The organism is Streptomyces sp. TRM49041 (assembly GCF_008271805.1).
Classification (GTDB): domain Bacteria; phylum Actinomycetota; class Actinomycetes; order Streptomycetales; family Streptomycetaceae; genus Streptomyces.
In genome coordinates this window covers 14,229-30,585 of the sequence record NZ_VSRY01000115.1, presented here as the reverse complement: position 1 = coordinate 30,585, position 16,357 = coordinate 14,229, and the positions used below count along the sequence as shown (strand labels likewise).

The 16,357-nt window shown below is 73.2% G+C and carries 15 protein-coding genes; 1 reads left to right on the top strand and 14 read right to left on the bottom strand.

What is annotated here, in order from left to right:
* Positions 1-135 precede the first annotated feature (135 nt).
* The 5 genes from dhaL to FVS66_RS13660 form a co-directional block, all read right to left on the bottom strand.
* The gene (gene dhaL, locus FVS66_RS13680; protein ID WP_149181471.1) at positions 136-777 is read right to left on the bottom strand and encodes a dihydroxyacetone kinase subunit DhaL; all 642 of its coding nucleotides are present in this window, start codon (positions 775-777) and stop codon (positions 136-138) included.
* A gap of 5 nt (positions 778-782) precedes the next feature.
* Positions 783-1,775: a dihydroxyacetone kinase subunit DhaK gene (dhaK, locus tag FVS66_RS13675; RefSeq protein ID WP_149181469.1), complete on the bottom strand. Its 993-nt coding sequence runs from the start codon at positions 1,773-1,775 to the stop codon at positions 783-785.
* Positions 1,776-1,909: 134 nt separating this feature from the next.
* Complete coding sequence (locus tag FVS66_RS13670; protein ID WP_149181468.1) at positions 1,910-3,163, bottom strand: mannosyltransferase family protein; 1,254 nt, start codon at positions 3,161-3,163, stop codon at positions 1,910-1,912.
* 292 nt (positions 3,164-3,455) lie between these two features.
* Positions 3,456-3,941 carry a cellulase gene (locus FVS66_RS13665; protein WP_149181467.1) on the bottom strand — a complete coding sequence of 162 codons (486 nt, stop codon included), beginning with the start codon at positions 3,939-3,941 and terminating at the stop codon, positions 3,456-3,458.
* A 10-nt stretch (positions 3,942-3,951) separates the two neighbouring features.
* Positions 3,952-4,458 carry a SigE family RNA polymerase sigma factor gene (locus FVS66_RS13660; protein WP_149181466.1) on the bottom strand — a complete coding sequence of 169 codons (507 nt, stop codon included), beginning with the start codon at positions 4,456-4,458 and terminating at the stop codon, positions 3,952-3,954.
* A gap of 265 nt (positions 4,459-4,723) precedes the next feature.
* On the opposite strand from FVS66_RS13660, the gene FVS66_RS13655 reads away from it, so the two are divergent.
* Positions 4,724-6,316 carry an NAD-binding protein gene (locus tag FVS66_RS13655; RefSeq protein WP_262386983.1) on the top strand — a complete coding sequence of 531 codons (1,593 nt, stop codon included), beginning with the start codon at positions 4,724-4,726 and terminating at the stop codon, positions 6,314-6,316.
* Positions 6,317-6,325: 9 nt separating this feature from the next.
* Here FVS66_RS13655 and FVS66_RS13650 read toward each other — a convergent pair whose 3' ends face one another.
* The 9 genes from FVS66_RS13650 to FVS66_RS13610 all read right to left on the bottom strand — a co-directional run bounded on the left by FVS66_RS13650 (position 6,326) and on the right by FVS66_RS13610 (position 16,208).
* On the bottom strand, positions 6,326-7,957 hold the full coding sequence (locus FVS66_RS13650; RefSeq protein WP_262386982.1) for a helix-turn-helix domain-containing protein: 1,632 nt from the start codon (positions 7,955-7,957) through the stop codon (positions 6,326-6,328).
* Between the two features lie 183 nt (positions 7,958-8,140).
* On the bottom strand, positions 8,141-9,742 hold the full coding sequence (locus FVS66_RS13645; protein WP_149181465.1) for a polyamine aminopropyltransferase: 1,602 nt from the start codon (positions 9,740-9,742) through the stop codon (positions 8,141-8,143).
* Between the two features lie 10 nt (positions 9,743-9,752).
* Entirely contained in the window at positions 9,753-10,190 is a 438-nt protein-coding gene (locus tag FVS66_RS13640; protein WP_149181464.1) for a DUF350 domain-containing protein, read from the bottom strand.
* A 57-nt stretch (positions 10,191-10,247) separates the two neighbouring features.
* Positions 10,248-10,649 carry a DUF4247 domain-containing protein gene (locus FVS66_RS13635; RefSeq protein ID WP_149181463.1) on the bottom strand — a complete coding sequence of 134 codons (402 nt, stop codon included), beginning with the start codon at positions 10,647-10,649 and terminating at the stop codon, positions 10,248-10,250.
* The gene (locus FVS66_RS13630) at positions 10,646-11,140 is read right to left on the bottom strand and encodes a DUF2617 family protein (RefSeq protein WP_149181462.1); all 495 of its coding nucleotides are present in this window, start codon (positions 11,138-11,140) and stop codon (positions 10,646-10,648) included. Before FVS66_RS13630 ends, FVS66_RS13635 begins: the two co-directional genes overlap by 4 nt.
* 359 nt (positions 11,141-11,499) lie before the next feature.
* The gene (locus tag FVS66_RS13625) at positions 11,500-12,555 is read right to left on the bottom strand and encodes a 2-hydroxyacid dehydrogenase (RefSeq protein WP_149181461.1); all 1,056 of its coding nucleotides are present in this window, start codon (positions 12,553-12,555) and stop codon (positions 11,500-11,502) included.
* Positions 12,552-13,211 (bottom strand): histidine phosphatase family protein, encoded by a 660-nt coding sequence (locus tag FVS66_RS13620; protein WP_149181460.1) that lies wholly within the window; start codon positions 13,209-13,211, stop codon positions 12,552-12,554. The genes FVS66_RS13625 and FVS66_RS13620 overlap by 4 nt, the downstream gene beginning before the upstream one ends.
* A complete protein-coding gene (locus tag FVS66_RS13615; protein WP_149181459.1) occupies positions 13,208-14,701 on the bottom strand; it encodes an FGGY family carbohydrate kinase in 1,494 nt (497 codons plus the stop codon). The genes FVS66_RS13620 and FVS66_RS13615 overlap by 4 nt, the downstream gene beginning before the upstream one ends.
* Positions 14,694-16,208 (bottom strand): FGGY-family carbohydrate kinase, encoded by a 1,515-nt coding sequence (locus tag FVS66_RS13610; protein ID WP_149181458.1) that lies wholly within the window; start codon positions 16,206-16,208, stop codon positions 14,694-14,696. Before FVS66_RS13610 ends, FVS66_RS13615 begins: the two co-directional genes overlap by 8 nt.
* Positions 16,209-16,357 lie beyond the last annotated feature (149 nt).

Sequence of the window (16,357 nt, the reverse complement as noted above, 5' to 3'; positions counted from 1 at the left end):
GCACGCCGGCCGCGCCGCCGGCCAGGCCCTGGGCGAGTCCGGCGACCGCCGCGGCCACCTCGGCGCTGTGCGAGACGAGCACGATGCCCACCGGGGCGCCCGGGGTGCAAGCCCCGCGCCCGGCCATGCCGTCGGTCACGCCGTGCCCTCCGCCGCCTCCGTGCCCTCCGCTGCCTCCGCGAGCGCGGCGAACAGCAGGGCGGAGGAGCTCGCGCCCGGGTCCTGGTGCCCGACGGACCGCTGCCCGAGATAACTGGCCCTGCCCTTGCGGGCGAGCATCGGTACGGTCGCCACGGCACCCTCCAGGGAGGCCCGCGCGGCCACCGCGAACACCTCGCCCTCCCGCGTCGCGTCACCCAGCGCGGCCACACCCGGCTCCAGCGCGTCCAGCATCGTCTTGTCGCCGGCCTTCGCCCCGCCCAGCTGCGCCACCGCCGCCACGCCCGCGCCGAGCACCTCGGCCAGCTGCTCGGGCGTCACCTCGGCGGCGTCGCCGAGCGACTTGCCCGCGCGCCGCAGCAGCGTCCCGTACAGGGGCCCGGACGCCCCGCCCACGGTCGAGATCAACTGCCGTCCCGCCAGTATCAGTACCGCCCCGGGTGTCCGCGGCGGCTCGTCCTCCAGGGCGGCCTTCACCGCCGCGAAGCCCCGCCGCATGTTCACCCCGTGGTCGGCGTCACCGATCGCCGAGTCCAGCTCGGTGAGCCGGTCGGCCTCCCGGTCCACGGCCGTGGCCATGGCCTCCATCCACCGCCGGCAGAACTCCGCGTCGAGCACCACGCTCACCGCCCCCACCGCAGCGCGGGCGTCTGTACGGGGGCGTCCCACAGCCGCAGCAACTCCTCGTCGGCCTCGCACAACGTCACGGAGGCCCCCGCCATGTCCAGCGACGTCACATAGTTCCCGACGAGGATCCGCGCCACCGGCACGCCGCGTTCCCCGAGCACCCGCTGCACCTCGGCGTTGAACCCGTACAGCTCCAGCAGCGGTGTCGCACCCATGCCGTTGACCAGCGCCATCACCGGCCCCTGTGGCCGCAGGTCCTCCAGTACCGCGTCCACCGCGAAGTCGGCGATCTCCCGCGACGTCATCATCGCCCGCCGCTCCCGCCCGGGCTCCCCGTGGATGCCCACGCCCAGCTCCAGCTCCCCGGGCGGCAGATCGAACGTCGGCCCGCCCTTCGCCGGGGTCGTACAGGCGCTCAGCGCCACACCGAAGCTCCGCGACACGGCGTTCACACGACGCGCGATCGACTCCACCCGCTCCAGCGGGGCACCCTCGTCGGCCGCCGCACCCGCGATCTTCTCGACGAACAGCGTCGCCCCGGTGCCGCGCCGCCCCGCCGTGTACAGGCTGTCGGACACGGCCACGTCGTCGTCGACGAGGACCCGGGCGACCTGAATCCCCTCGTCCTCGGCGAGTTCGGCCGCCATGTCGAAGTTCAGCACGTCACCCGTGTAGTTCTTCACGACGAACAGCACGCCCGCGCCGCTGTCCACCGCGGCCGCCGCCCGCACCATCTGGTCCGGCACCGGAGACGTGAACACCTCGCCCGGGCACGCCGCCGACAGCATCCCCGGCCCCACGAACCCGGCGTGCAGCGGCTCGTGCCCCGACCCGCCGCCCGACACCAGGGCGACCTTCCCGGCCACCGGCGCGTCCCGCCGTACGACGACCCGGTTCTCGACGTCCACGGTGAGTTCGGGATGCGCCGCCGCCAGTCCCCTCAGGGCGTCGGCGACGACTGTCTCGGACACATTGATCAGCATTCTCAACGGAATCTCCCAGAAAGATGGTCCGACACGATTCGACTCCAGCGAACGACCACGGCCTGGCTCACCGGCTACCGCCGACTCAGGCAACGATACGAACTCCGTCCACGCAACGGCCCGACCGCTCTCCGCGCGGCTCATCCGGCCCAACGGCCCGAGGTGAACGTCACGGCGAGCACGACCGCCAGCGGGGCCACCACACCGGCGTACGCCTCCTTCACCCAGGCGCGCCGCAGGCTCCAGTGGGCCAGTCCGATCCACAGCGGCCACCACAGCAGGGTGGCCCGGGGGACGGACAGATACCAGTAGGACGTACCCAGGGCCCAGAGGCTCAGCGCCAGATAGGCGGCTTCCGGCCAGCGGCGGCGGAGCAGCAGCAGGACCAGGAGCAGGAGACCGGTCGCCATCGCGGCCAGCTCCAGCTGGAACTCCCATGCGTAGCCGGTGGACTGAACGTGGTCGAAGGCGTTCCGCCAGGTGTGCCGGAACGCTTCGGCGGGAGTGTGGAAGTCGCGGTGCCAGCCGCGTTCCTGGGCATGCTTCCAGGCCATCCAGTCGCCGGTCTCCACGTACAGATAGAACGTGTAGGCCGCGGCGGGCAGGGCGGGGAGCAGGCACCAGAGGAGTGTGCGCGGCCGACGCGTCCTGCCGGGGTCGTCGCGGGACGACAGATACTCGACCGCGACGGCGGCGGCCAGGAACAGACCGCTGATCCGGGTGGTGGTGGCCGCGGCCCCGAGGAGGCCGGCCAGGGGCCATTCGCGGTTCTTGGCCGCGAGCCAGCAGGGCAGCGCGCACGCGAGGAAGAGCGATTCGGTGTACCCCGCGGCCAGGAACACCGAGGCGGGGGACAACAGCAGGAAGGCGGCGGCCCGTTGGCCGGCCCGGGCGCCGTCCGGCCGTCCGAGGCCGGCGATCCGTGCCAGCGCCACCACGGCCACGGCGCCGCTCACCACGGATATCAGCAGGCCGGCCACGGTCCAGTCGGGAACGACGGCATGTACGGCGCGCAGCGCGAGCGGGAAACCGGGGAAGAAGGCCACGCGGTTGTCGGACGCCGGGACGACACCCGGGAAGGAACCGAAGTAGCCGTGCTCCGCTATGTGCTGGTAGTGCACCCAGTCCCACTGCTCCCAACGGGACAGCCACGAGGCGGGCGTCCTGGTGTTCGAGTCGGCGGGGAACAGCCATGCGGTGCAGTAGGCGACGAGCCACATGCCCAGGCGGGTGAGGAGATAGAGCCGCAACACCCGGCGGTCCGCGGGCGTCAGCCTGTCGAGCAGACGTCGCACCGGGCCGGCCGGGGCCTTCGCCCTCCGGGACCCTCCTCCGGGCTCGCGGCGTGGCGGAGCCTGGGGCGGCTTCATGGTGGTGCGCAGGGCTGTGGTCATCAGGACGTCCATTTCTGTGGCCGCGGCGGCGGTCGCCGGCGGTCGGGTGTGCGGAAGGTCCCTGCCGACCAGGGCCGCCGTTCCTGTTCTCCGCGCGATCCGTCCCTGTCCGTGCGCTGTGGGCGGGAGGCGGGCATGCCGAAGGCACGCGCGGCGCGGTTGTGATCAGCGGGCGAGGGGCCACGCCACGGACGGGTGTGCGGGTGACGGCCCGGGTCCTGTCCGGCGGATCACGCCTGGGCCGTGGGGCCAGGCACGTACGCCCATGCCGCCCCGATCAGCCGGACACTCCTCAGCCGGCCGGGCCGGCGATCGGCGGGGCCGAGGTCGACGTCCCGGCTCCGGCGGGAGACGTCTCCGCTCCGGCGGGAAACGTCTCGGGTGCCCCGGCGGAGGCAGGCGGCGTGGTGGCCGCGTCCGCGGTACCGCTCGCGCCGCCGCCCGGGGCCGGATCCGACGAGCCGGTGGCCGGACTCCCCGGCGTGGAGGGCGGCGGGGTGGTGATGGAGGGAGTCGTCCTCGGGACGGGCGACGGACTCGTCGCGGGCAGCGGCCGCGGAGCGCTGGGTTCCACCCGGTCCGGGGTGCCGGGCAGCAGGAACAGTCCGATGCCGAGTCCGGTGACCGCCAGGGCGGAGCCTGTCGTCAGCTGTACCGCGCGCGTGAGGCGTCGAGCCCGCACTCCTGCGCGGAGACGCTCCTGGTGCCGAGGCTCGAAGGAGGTGCGCTCCTCGGTGGCGCGCATCATCCGCGCCAACTGCCGTTCGAAGTGATCCATGGCCTCTCCTTCACCCCACCGGCTCGATGACGTCGCCCAGGATCTGGCGCAGTCGCGCCACTCCCCGTGCGGCATGGGACCGCACAGTGCCCACAGGGCAGCCCAGAGCCTCCGCCACCTGCGCCTCCGGCAGATCCTGGTAGTAGCGCAGCACGACGGCTGCCCGTTGCCGCGTCGGCAGCCGGGCGAGTGCGGCCTCCAGCCGTGAGCGCTCGGCCACGACCGCGGACACATCACCCGTGGCCGCCACCTCCGGCAGCTGTTCGACGGGGCGCTCGCCCCACCATCGCCGCCGTGCCGAACGCGCCGCTGCCCGTACCATCACCTTGCGTACGTACGCCTCGGGAGCCCCGTCGGCGACCTTCCGCCAGGCGAACCAGAGCTTGACCAAGGACTCCTGCACCAAGTCCTCGGCCCGATGCCGATCGCCTCCGGTGAGCAGACGGGCCAGGTGGAACAGCCCCGACCAGCGGGCCGCCACGAACTCCTCGAACTCACCGGCCCGAGATTGCTCCATCCGTACTGTCCCCGTTCTCGCCGGCTGCCTACACCGTGGAAAAGGCCATGGCACCCGTTCCACGCTGCACGCCGAGGCGGTGACATGAGTCACAGGCCGTGCGGGTGAGGGGACTGCCATGTGAGGCGGGGCCGGCGGCTGGTACGGCCGGACAAGGCCGGCGGGTACTCCTTGGCCGCCCGCACAGAGGTCTCGGACCGCCGTCCTTCTAGCGTGAAGTGCGCCGCCTCAACGACCGCGCCGGTCAGCCGATCCAGGGAGAACCATGCACGGCGATGACGTACCCGACGCCCCGGACGGAACATCGGACGGCGTGTCCGGTGGCATCGTCGTCATCGGGGCCACCACCCTCGCACGCCGGGTCTGTGCCGCCCTGTGGGAGAGCGGGCGCCCCGTGGACCACCTCGCCGCACCGGACGACCAGGACCTTCGCCGCGCGCTCACCGGGCGGCCGGCCCACGTCGCGATCCTCGTGGGCGACGACCTCTCCGCACTCCGTTACGCGCTCGCCGTGCGGCATGTCAGCAGCGCCGTCCGCATCGTCGTCACCGTCTTCGACCGGACCGTGGCACAGCAGCTCCAGTCGCTGCTGCGCAGTTGTGTGACGGTTTCGCCCGCCGACCTCCTGGCGCCCACACTGGCCGGGCTGTGTGTGGACCCGGCGGACCCCGACCTCCTGGCCGTATGGGACGCCGGGGACGGCGCGGTGGCGGTCCGCCGGTGTGAAGGACGGCTGGTGGAGACGGCGTGGCGGCCCAGCGCGGGCGCGCGGCGGCGCGGGGTGTTCGGGCGGCTGCGTGGTCAGTTGCAGCCGCATGACGCGGACGCCCGACTGCTGCTCGTCGGGCTGCTGGGTATCGCGGCGGTACTGGCCCTGGACTGGCTGTGGCTGGTCGTCGCCTTCCACAAGCCGGTCAGTACCGCCTTCATGGAAGCCGCCCGGGTCGTCGCCGGGGTGGGACCGGCCGCCCCGCACGGCGGCCATCCCGTGTACGAGGTGGTCGCCGGGGCGGCGATGCTGGTCACGGTGGGATTCACCGCTCTGCTGACCGCGGGCATCGTGGACCGGCTGTTCGGCCCGCGGCTGGTCGGCGTCCTGGGGCCGCGGGTACTTCCCCGTTCCGGACACGTCATCGTGGTGGGACTGGGCCAGGTCGGGCTGCGGCTGTGTCAGACGCTGCGCCGGCTGGGGGTCCCCGTCGTCGGGGTCGAACGGGAGCCCACCGCCCCCAACCTGCGGCTGGCGCGGTCGATGAAGATTCCCGTGGTGCTCGCGCACGGTGAGGACCGTGCGGTACTCGCACGGCTCAGGCTGGGGCGCGCTCATGCGCTCGCCGCGGTCGGCTCCGACGAACTGGACAACATCGCCGTCGCCGTCGCCGCCCATGCCGTGGCGCCGGACATCCGGGTGGTGCTCCGGGCGGGCGAGGACGAGGCGATCGCCGAAACCCGCTCGCTGCTGCCCCTCGGGCTGACACGCGACATCACGAGGACGAGCGCGGCGTATGTGACCGCCCACCTGACCGGGGCCGCGCCCCGCCGGGTCGTCGCCGATGCCGACTGCGACCACGTCGATCTGCCGGAGCGTGGCCTCGTCGCATGGCCGGTCCCGGCCGGGGACGACTGCGGCCATGTCGTCGACCGGAGGCCGGGCCCGGCCTCCGGTGACGAGGGCGACGCCGGCCGCGGTATCGGGCCACGCCGAGGCGCCCGCCCCGACACCGGCCTCCTCGGCGCCCGGCGCACACAGAGCGCGGCCCCCACAGACCAGGCGGGGCCCGATCCGTCCTGGCCGACGGAACCGCCCTCGCCGCCGCCCCCACCGTCGTCCGCTCCCTCGACCGCCCCGTCCAGATGATCTCGCCGCTCAGGCGGTCGGCGGCAGGCGCAGCTGAAGCATGGCCAGCAGCCGCTGATCGGGACGGCTGAGGTCGAGCCCGGTCAGCTCCTCCGCCCGGCGGATCCGGTAGCGCAGGGTGTTGGGGTGCACATGCAGCCGGGCTGCGGCGGCCCGTACATCGCCGAAGGCGTCCAGATACACCAGGATGGACTCGGCCAACCGCCCCTGATGGCGGCTGTCGTGCGCGACCACGGCGGTCAGCCGCGGGTCCCGCATGTCGGGACGGGCCGCGAGCAGCCCCAGCATCTCGCTGACCAGGACCTCCGCCTGGATGTCCGGCAGCGCGGCGACGGTCGCGGCGACATCGACGTCCGCCATGGCGTCGAGGATCCGGTCCGTCTCCCGCCGCGACTCGGGTACCTCACCGAGCCCCGGCACGATGCAGCCGACACCGCAGCGCAGAGCCAGGCCCAGGTAGCGGCGTGCGGCCTCGGCGATCTCCTGCCCCCAGCCGCGCAGCGTGCCGATGTCGATACTGCACGGCAGCTGCGGAAGCAGCACATAGACACGCTGCTCGGTCTCGGTCACCAGGGCGGCACGGTGCCGGGCCGCGGTGTGCACCGAGATCAGGTTGGCGACCTCGGCGCGGGTCAGCTCCGGCCCGGTCGACTCGGCGGCCCCGTACGAGAAGCCCAGGACGGCGGCCGGGCGGAAGGCGTCCAGTCCCAGGTGGTTCGCCAGCGGCTGGGGACCGGTGCTGCCCTCCAGCAGCCCCGCGGTGAGGCTGCGGGTGAGCATCAGGTCGGCGGAGACCTCCCGGCGGCGGCGTACGAGCTGCAGCGCGGCGACCCGGGCCGCCCCCAGCAGCGCCTGGTCCGAGCGCTCGGTCAGCGGCGTCGAGCCCTCCTGCACCCAGATGGTGCCCAGCTGCCGGTCCCCGGACCGGATGGCCACCGCGAGCCTCCGGCGGATGCCCAGCTCGGGATGACTGTCGATGTCGACCACGTCGTCGGAGGTGCGCAGCCGCTGGAACACACCCCACTCGCGCAGCTTCGCCAGATACGCCTCCGGGCCCTGCCAGCCCAGGATGGACAGCCGCCGCAGATCGTCGGCCTCGTCGTGGTCGGCGGAGCGGGAGTACGCCAGCACCCGGTTCGCGGTGTCCTCGATGCTGACGATGCCGCCGGTGAGAATGGCGGTGGTCTGGGCGAGGGAGAAGAGGTCACCCTCCTCGGCACCCTCGCCGGGGCGGCCCGGCGGCCCGTCGTCGAGGGCCGCGCGGGCCAGCGCGTCCACCCGCTCCCAGCGCGCCTCGCCGCGTACGGAGAGCAGTGCGACGCCCGCCTCGGCGGCGGTCTCACTGAGGGCGGCGGCCTGCCCGGGGGCGTCCAGCTTCACCGCAACGGCGGCGGCCCCGCCGCACCCGGCCGCCCGTAGCGCGGGCAGCGCGGCACGCCCCCGCGCGCCGATGGCCAGAACCAGCTCCCCCGGGCGGGCGAGCGGCGGATCCTCGGGGTCGAGCAGGGCGACGCTGCGTATCTCGACGTCCAGCCCGGCGGGCGCGGCCTGGAGCTCCACCAGGGGCTCACCCAGGGACATCAGCAGCTGACGCAGGCTGATGCCGGCCGAGGGCGGCGGTGCTGCGGCAGGTGATTCCATGATCGGCGCCTCTGCTCGGGTCAGGTGGTACGGATGGTATCCGGCCGCGGGGCCCCGACCACAGGGAGCCGGTGTCGGCGGTGTCTCCGACGCCCGCTTCACCGCCGGAACCGGTATCCCCCGCACTCGACGGCACTCGACGGCCTCGGCGCGGTCGGCGCGCACGCCCCCCGGCCGTGGCCCTCAGTAGTTCTGCCACTCGTGGCGCGCGTACTCCAGCACGACCGGATCCATCAGCGTGCTGGCCCGTACGTCCTCGGGACGGCGGTCCAGCGGGAAGACGGTGGAGGCCGCCAGGACGGCACCGTCCAGGAACCGCAGGCGTGGGGTGTCCCGCGCGAGGCGCAGCGCCGGGGGCGGTCCCTCGGTGCCCGGGCGGGCCAGGACGAAGCCCCAGTTGCCGAAGCTCGGCACGTCCACCTGGAAGGCGGTGGTCGTGTACCCGGCCTCGCCGATCGTCGCGGCGATGGACCAGTACGACTTGGGCGCGAAGAACGGCGAGCCGGCCTGCACCACCACCCTGCTGTCGGGCTTCAGGACATGGGCGAGCAGATGGTAGAACTCGACGCTGTAGAGCTTGGCCAGCGCGGCGGTGTCCGGGTCCGGGAAGTCGATGACGACCGCGTCGTACCGCCGGCCCGCGTCGCGCAGCCAGCTGAAGGCGTCGGCGTTGACGGCCGTCACCCGCGGGTCCGACAGAGCACGCCCGTTGAGGTCCAGCAGGGGCCCGAACGTACGGGCCAGCCGGGTCATCGCCGGGTCCAGGTCGACCAGCGTGACGTCCTCGACATCGTCGTAGCGGAGCACCTCCCGCAGCGCCAGCGCGTCACCGCCGCCCAGGATCAGCACCGAGGAGCGCTTCCCCGACAGGGCGGGGTGGACCAGCGCCTCGTGGTAGCGGTACTCGTCGACGGAGGAGAACTGCAGATCGCCGTTGAGGAAGAGCCGCGTGTCGGGCTCGCCGGTGAACGCGGTGGAGCGGGTGACGACGATGTCCTGGTACGGGGTCGTCTCGGCGTGGATGATCGGGTCCCGGTACAGCTTCTGCCGTGCCGTGACCTCGATGTCGTCCGCCAGCACATAGACCGTGCCCAGGACCGCGAGGACACCCGCGACCCCCGCGAGGAGCCCGGCGCGTACGGCCCTGCGGGTCTCCCTGCGGAAGATCCACAGGACGACGCCGCCCCCGGCGAGCGCATTGACCGCGCCCACCACCAGGGCGCCCTTCAACTGCCCGAAGGCGGGCAGGAGCAGCAGCGGGAAGCACAGGCCACCGACCAGCGCCCCGACGTAGTCCGCGGCGAACATGTCGGCGACCGCGCTGCCGGCCTCCTGGCGTCTGATCCGCTGGAGCAGCGTCATGAGCAGCGGGATCTCGGCACCGATCAGCAGCCCCACGACGAACGACGCCACCACCATGGCCGGCATGTAGACCCGCAGCCAGGAGAACGCCACGTACAGGACGAGCACCGACAGTCCGCCGACGAGCCCGAGCACGATCTCGACGAGGGCGAACGCCCCGACCGCGCGCCGCTGCAGCGGCTTGGCGGCCAGGGAGCCGATGCCCATGGCGAACACCATGACGGAGATGACCACGGAGGTCTGCATCACGGAGTTGCCGATGAGGTAACTGCCCAGGGCGGTCAGCGCCAGTTCGTAGACCAGGCCGCAGGCCGCGCAGATGAACACCGAGAGGAGCAGCAGCACTCTCGTCCCGCGCGGGTACGGCGACGGTGGCGGGCCGGTGGCGGGCGGGGTGCGGTCCAGGACGGGGGTGGTGCTCATACCGGGGAGTTCAGGAGACCGCGGCACCGACCATGAAGGCCGTACCGAGGTACATGGCAGCCTGGACCCAGGCGGCGGGGTGGGGACGGTCACCGTCGTCGTCGAGCACCGTGGCGCCGAGCCGTCCCGGGGTCAGCACGCCGACGACGATGGAGATGAGCGTCATCACGGCGACGCCGGCCAGCCCGTACAGCAGGGTGCTGAGCAGACCGTAGCCGAGGCCGAGCTCCGACTCGCTGGCCCGGATGGACTGTTCGATGACCAGGCCGATGGCGGCCGTCTGACCGGCGAGGAGCACCGCGGCGCCGCGGTTGCGGTCGGCCCACACCACGTGGAAGAGCTTGCCGGGGGTCACGAGGTCGAGTGCGACGAAGCCGGCCACCATCACGACGAAGCCGACCAGGCCGTAGAGCACGGCGATGCCGGCCGACTCGAAGATCTCTGCCACGGGGATGCCTTTCGGGGACGTCGTCGGAAATCGTGGATGTGGACGGGGAGAACCGGGTCACTTCCCGGAGCCGGGGCCCCCGCCCCGGAAGGTGTCGCTGTCCGGGTCGGGCCACACGGACCGGATGTGCGGCCTCCAGCGGCGGTATCCCGTGCGGTAGTCCGCGATCTCTATGCGGCTGCCGCTCGCGTGCGGGCTGATGGCGACGATGTCGTTGCGGTAGCGCAGGAAGACCATGTCGTTGTCGCTGAGCCGGTCGCGGGCCGCGGTGTGGCCGTCGATCTCCTGCGCGACCCGGGACGGCGTGTCACGGCTGTCGACGTAGTCCGCGCCGCTGGTGGCGTACTGCCGGCGGATCCAGCTGGAGGGCACGTCGTTGCCGTCGTCCGGATCGCTGGAGCAGCCGGCGAGTGCGGCTGTCGCGAGGAGCAGCACGGTGATGCGTCGGGCGGTCTTCATCGGGCCTCCAGCCGGGTGTGGGTCGCCACGATCCGGCGGCTTCTCGGATAGGTGTGCCAAGTACGCCAGCTCAGCCCCGCTTTCTCCCGCTCGACGGTCAGCGCGGTGACGGCGTCCGCGGAGCCGGGGAAGATGCCGTACAGCGCCCTGGGGTGCGCGTCCGAGCGGCTGCGGATCAGCGCCACCTCGGCACCGAAAGCCTCAGCGGAGAGGCTGCACACCTGGGCGCTGAAGGAGTAGTGCCAGCCGTCGAAGTCCTCCGTCGCGGTGTCCGGCAGTCCGCCCGCGACATCCGGCAGGCAGGCGACGGTCTCACGGACGGGGCCCGCGCACACCTGGTGCGAGGCGCCGAGGAGCCTGAGCTGTACGTCGATACCGCCGACCGTCAGTTCCCGTACGGCCAGCGCCTCGCGGGCGGGATGCCCCAGCGTGAACGACAGCTGGTCGGCGTCGGTGTCCAGGTACGGCGTGTCCAGGGCTATGCCGTTCAATGATCCCCCGAATTGCCGAACCTGCAGAGAGCGCGGCCGAGTATGGCACACGGCGTGCCGGGCACCACACCGGGGCCGGTGCGGGCGCGGTACGCGGGAAGAGCGCGTCCGGCCGGGGCACGGATGCCACGGCCGGACGCTCCTGGATGTCGCGGGTGCGGTGCTCGCCGGTCCGGCTGACCGCGTGCCGGTGCCGGTGCCGAGTCAGGACGCCGACGAGCGCGCTGAACGCGGTGATGGAGGCGATGCCGTCAGCGCAGAAGGCGGCGATGCCGGCCGGCGGCCACTTGTTCCGGCGTTTCCCTCCTCCCCGGCCCCCGCGAACTCGCGGACGGCGAGGGCGGCGGTGGGCGCGGCCGTCAGCGGCCTCCACCGCGGCCGAGCACCGCCGGATTGGCGCAGTGGGCGAGCGGCTCGCCGCGCAGATGGCGGGCCGTCTCCTCGGCGCAGATCCGGGCGGCCTGGTGCGCGGTCTGCTTGGACGCCCCCGCGAGGTGCGGCGTCATCACGACGCCGGGGGTGCGCAGCAGCCGCGCACCGGCCGGGACGGGCTCCTCCGGGAAGACGTCGAAGGCGGCGGCGAAGAGGTGCCCCCGGTCGAGCGCGTCGCAGACCGCGTCGTAGTCGAGCAGCCCGCCCCGCGCGCAGTTGACGATCACGGAGCCGGGAGGCATGGCGGCGATCTCCTCGGCGCCGATCATGCCGTGGTTCTCCGCCGTCAGCCGGGCGTGCAGGGACAGGACCCGGGACCGGGCCAGCAGCTCGTCCAGGCTCACGTTCGCCACGCCGGGCGCCGTGTCCGGGGCCAGATACGGGTCGTGGACGAGGACTTCCGCGCCGAAGCCGCCGAGGATGCGGGCGACGCGGTGCCCGATGGCGCCGTAGCCGACGAGCCCCACGGTGGTGCCCGCCAACTCCATGCCGACCTCCTCGTACCGGTAGTAGTCGCCGCGCCAGACCCCCCTGGCGAGTTCGCCGTGGGTGTGCGGGATGCGGCGCAGGGCGGACAGCAGCAGGGCGACGGTGTGCTCGGCCGTGGCGGTCGCGTTGCGGCCCGGGGCGAACGTCACCGCCACACCGTGTTCCGTGGCGGCCTCCAGATTGGCGTTGACGGGCCCGCCCCGGCCCACGGCGAACAGTTCGAGCTCCGGGCACGCCTCCAGCATCCGCCGGGTCAGGGGAGCCATCTGTGTCACACAGATCCGTACGCCCTGAAGGGCCTCGATCAGCTGCTCCTCAGTGCCGGACGCCTCGTGCACCTCGGCGACATCGCCGAACGGCTCGACCGGCCAGGGCAGATGCAGCTCGCCGATCTCCAGCGTCTCCGGGGCCCCGCCGTGCTCGGCGCGCAGCGCGTCGGCGAGCAGGCCGGTACGGACGAAGTGGTCGCCTGCGGCAAGGATCCTGACGGTCATGGAGTCTCCTCCTCGGGTCCGGCGCTCGGGGCCGGGAAATCGCCGAAGGCGTCGGCCGGGGTGTTGAACTGCAGCAGCGCCGCTCTCTCCGCGCCGTCGAAGCGGACCTCGGTGATCGCGCAGTTGCGCATGACGGGGAACAGCCGCCGGTACTCCGACAGCGGCACTCCGGTCAGCCGGCAGAGGAGCAGCCGGTTGAGGGTGCTGTGGCCGACGACCAGGACCCGGCCGTCCGGGTGCAGTTGGTGTATCTCCCGCAGGCAGGCGATGCCCCGTTCGACGGCGTCGGCCGGGCGCTCGCCGTCCGGCAGGTGGTGCAGCGCCGGGTCGGCGTGAAAGGCGGCGAGCCGTTCGGGGAACGCCTCGCGCATCTCGGCGGTGGTGAGCCCCTCGCCCCGCCCGAAGTCGAGCTCCCGCAGCCGGGCGTCCTGCCGCGGCTCCAGGCCGGTGGCTTCGGCGACCGGCCCCGCCGTGTCGCGGGCGCGCTGGAGGGGCGAGACCCACAGGGCGTCGGGGCGTGCCTGCTTGGCCCAGGCCGAGAGCCGGTCGGCCTGCTCGTGTCCGCGTCGGGTGAGCGGGATGTCGCTGCGGCCCGTGTAGCGGTTCTCGGCGTGCCAGATCGTCTCTCCGTGGCGGACGAGTACGAGATCGGTCACAGGTGGGCTCTCCTTCGTGAGTGCCGGGCGACGGCTGCGGGCAGCCAGCCGCGCTCTTCGAGTGCGTCGACCAGCCGGAGATGGCTCTCCAGCAGCCGCCGCGTGTGCTCGGGCCGCGGTTCGACCACGGCGCGCAGCCGCACCATGTCGCGGGCGACGGCGCCGAGCGGCGTGGTGGTGCCCGCGCGGGCGAGAACGGCCATCCCCAGCGCCGCCTCGGCGTTGTCGGGCAGGCCGACGGGACGGCCGAGCACGTCGGCTCGCAACTGGCACCAGTACGGGCTGCGGGCCCCGCCGCCGGTGAAGGTCACCGGGCCGTCGAGGGGGGCGCCGAGCAGCCCCAGGTAGTCGAAGCAGAGGCGCTCGACGAAGGCGACGCCCTGCAACAGCGAGGCATGGTAGTCGGCCTCCGCGGCGCCGTGCCGGTCACCCAGCGTGAAGCCTTTCGCCTCCGGGGCCAGGAACGGGAAGCGTTCCCCCTTGCCCGCGAGCGGGTATGTGACCAGGCCGGACGGCTCGAACGGCTGTGCCCGTACGTCCAGCGTGGCCAGGTTCCTTCCGGGGAAGGCGAGGGACAGGACCCCCGCGCCGGTACTGGAGGCGCCGCCCGGCAGCCAGTTCCCGTCCGGGGCGCGGTGCGAATAGACGACCCCGAGGGGGTCGCGCAGCCGCTGCTCGGTCACCCCCTTGAGGACGAGGGTGGTCCCGAGCACCGAGTTCCAGGCGCCGGGTTCCAGGGCGCCGGCGCTGATCTGCGCCGCGCAGCCGTCGGTCATGCCGGCGACCACGAGGGTGCCTTCGGGAACGCCGGTGGCCTCGGTGGCCTCCGGGCACACCGCGCCGAGCACGGTGCCGGGCCGGACGACGTCCGGCAGGAGCGCCCCGGGAATACGCAGGTCCTCGAAGACCGCGGTCGGCCAGGACTCGCGCTCCGTGTCGTAACCGGTCTTGAGCGCATGGCTGGAGTCCGTGGCCACCGGACCCCCGGTGAGCCGCTCGACGACGTAGTCGGCCTGGTGGAGCAGCCGCGCCCCCGGGGGAAGGGGGGAGTGGTGACGGAGCAGCCACAGCAGCTTGGGCAGCGCCCAGGAGGGCTGCGGCCGGTGACCGAGCCGTTTCCACAGCGCTGCACCCGCCTCGGCGGCCCGGGGCGCCTCCTCGACGGCGCGTGAGTCGTCGTACATCAGGCCCGGGGTCAGCGGGCGCCCGGCGCGGTCGGTGAGCAGGATCGTGCCGGACGTGGCGCAGACGGAGACCCCGCGCACCGCGGCGCCCGGCACACCGTCGAGCGCGCGTCGGCACGCCGTACGCACCGCGCTCCACCACTGCTCGGGATCCTGTTCGTGCCGGGGGCCGTCCCGGTGGCTCCGCAGCTGCTCGGCCCCGGAGCCACGCGTACGTCCCGCCGCGTCGACGGCCAGTACGCGGACGCTCTGGGTGCCCAGGTCGATGCCGAGCCACACCTCGGGGCGGTCGTTCGGTTCAGGCATGCGGGCCCCCGGAGGACGTCGTACCGGCCGGGGAGTCGGCGAGCAGCTTCCAGCCCTTGCCGGACAGGTCGCGCAGGGCGAGGAACGTGTCGAAGCGGGACGCGTAGAAGGCACTGCGCTCCGCATCCGGTTCGTCGGCCGCCCGGATCCGTACGTACCGGCGGGCGGCGGTGGTGAGGTCGGGTTCCTCCCCGAGGCTCACCAGACCGGTCAGGAAGGCACCCTTGGCGCCCACCTCACTGTCGGTGGAGCGGACGGTGCGCAGCCCGGTCACGTCGGCGATGAGCCGGCACCAGGCGTCGCTGGCCGCGCCGCCCCCGCAGAGCCGCAGCTCGCCGGTCACGGCCCCGGACGCGGCCAGACAGTCGCGGATCACGGTGCTGAGCCCTTCGAGGACGGCCCGGGCGATGTCACAGGGCCGGTGGTCCAGGCTCAGCCCCCAGAAGGTGCCACGGGCGTACGGGTCGAGGAACGGGGCCCGTTCACCGGCCGGCGAAAGGTAGGGCAGGAAGACCAGACCGCGGGCGCCCGGCGGGCTCTGGACCGCGAGCTCACCGAGCTCGGCCGGTGTGCTCAGGCCCAGCGTCCGTACGGCCCATGTGATGACCTCCGTGCCCGCGAGCGTGGGGAAGGCACGCAGCAGATGTCCCCGCGAGTCCAGGGCGATCGTCAAGCCCGAGGGTTCGCCCGTGGTGTCGGGGCCTTCGCGCACCACCTCTGTGCACAGGGTGGTGCCGAGGATCGTGCAGGCCTGTCCCGGCGTGGTGGCGCCGACGCCGACAGCCGTCGAGACGACGTCGTAGGGAGCCATCACCACGGGCAGTCCCACGGGCAGGCCCAGTTCGGCGGCCGCCCGGCCGGCGAGCTCACCGACCCGGTGTCCGTTGCCCCGTACCGGCGGCAGCAGCCGCTCGGCCCACTCCAGGCCGAACAGCTCCCGGATCTCGGGGGAGTAGCGCAGGGTGCCGGGGTCGAGGAAGGGGGCCGACGCGTCCGACTCGTCGACGGCCGTCAGTCCGGTGAAGCGCAGAAAGAGCCAGCCTCCGCAGTACAGGGAGGTGGACGAGCGGGCGAGCCGGTCCGGATCGTGTTCCGCGAGCCAGGCGAGGATGGCGTTGGGCAGGCCCGGGAACGTCAGCGATCCCGTGCGGCGGAACGCCTCTTCCAGGACACCCGAGGCCCGCCAGCCCTCGACGACGGGCGCGGCACGCCCGTCCGACCAGAGGACCGCCGGTCCGGTGGGGTCACCCTTGGCGTCGACGAGCCAGCAGCCGTCGCCCTGTGCGGTGAACGCGATGAACCGCACGCCGTCCGTGGCGTGGCGCCGGGCGGACCGGATGGTGGTCACGACGGCTTCCCACACGGCGGTCATGTCCTGCTCGGCCCAGCCGGGCCGCGGACGCTGGACGGAGGTGGCCTGGCGTGCGACGGCCACCTCGTTGCCCTCGTCGTCCAGGACAACGGTCTTGATCATGGAAGTGCCGACATCGACCGCGAGCACTGACATGGGGGATGGCTCCTTGTCTCAGCGGACTGCTGAGTGAGGGGGACGTGCGGGCCGCTCGGCGGCGCCGTGTCCTCCGGTGTGCGGATGTGCTGCCCACCCCTCCAGCGTGACCGGCGGGACGGGGTTCGGTGGGGGTGACGGTCCGGATG

Coding starts and splice junctions, on each gene's coding strand:
- FVS66_RS13625 (WP_149181461.1), bottom strand. CDS start 12,555: ATGACCGTCAGGATCCTTGCCGCAGGCGACCACTTCGTCCGTACCGGC.
- FVS66_RS13655 (WP_262386983.1), top strand. CDS start 4,724: ATGCACGGCGATGACGTACCCGACGCCCCGGACGGAACATCGGACGGC.
- FVS66_RS13660 (WP_149181466.1), bottom strand. CDS start 4,458: ATGGAGCAATCTCGGGCCGGTGAGTTCGAGGAGTTCGTGGCGGCCCGC.
- FVS66_RS13610 (WP_149181458.1), bottom strand. CDS start 16,208: ATGTCAGTGCTCGCGGTCGATGTCGGCACTTCCATGATCAAGACCGTT.
- FVS66_RS13645 (WP_149181465.1), bottom strand. CDS start 9,742: ATGAGCACCACCCCCGTCCTGGACCGCACCCCGCCCGCCACCGGCCCG.
- FVS66_RS13665 (WP_149181467.1), bottom strand. CDS start 3,941: ATGGATCACTTCGAACGGCAGTTGGCGCGGATGATGCGCGCCACCGAG.
- FVS66_RS13670 (WP_149181468.1), bottom strand. CDS start 3,163: ATGACCACAGCCCTGCGCACCACCATGAAGCCGCCCCAGGCTCCGCCA.
- FVS66_RS13635 (WP_149181463.1), bottom strand. CDS start 10,649: ATGAAGACCGCCCGACGCATCACCGTGCTGCTCCTCGCGACAGCCGCA.
- FVS66_RS13615 (WP_149181459.1), bottom strand. CDS start 14,701: ATGCCTGAACCGAACGACCGCCCCGAGGTGTGGCTCGGCATCGACCTG.
- FVS66_RS13650 (WP_262386982.1), bottom strand. CDS start 7,957: ATGGAATCACCTGCCGCAGCACCGCCGCCCTCGGCCGGCATCAGCCTG.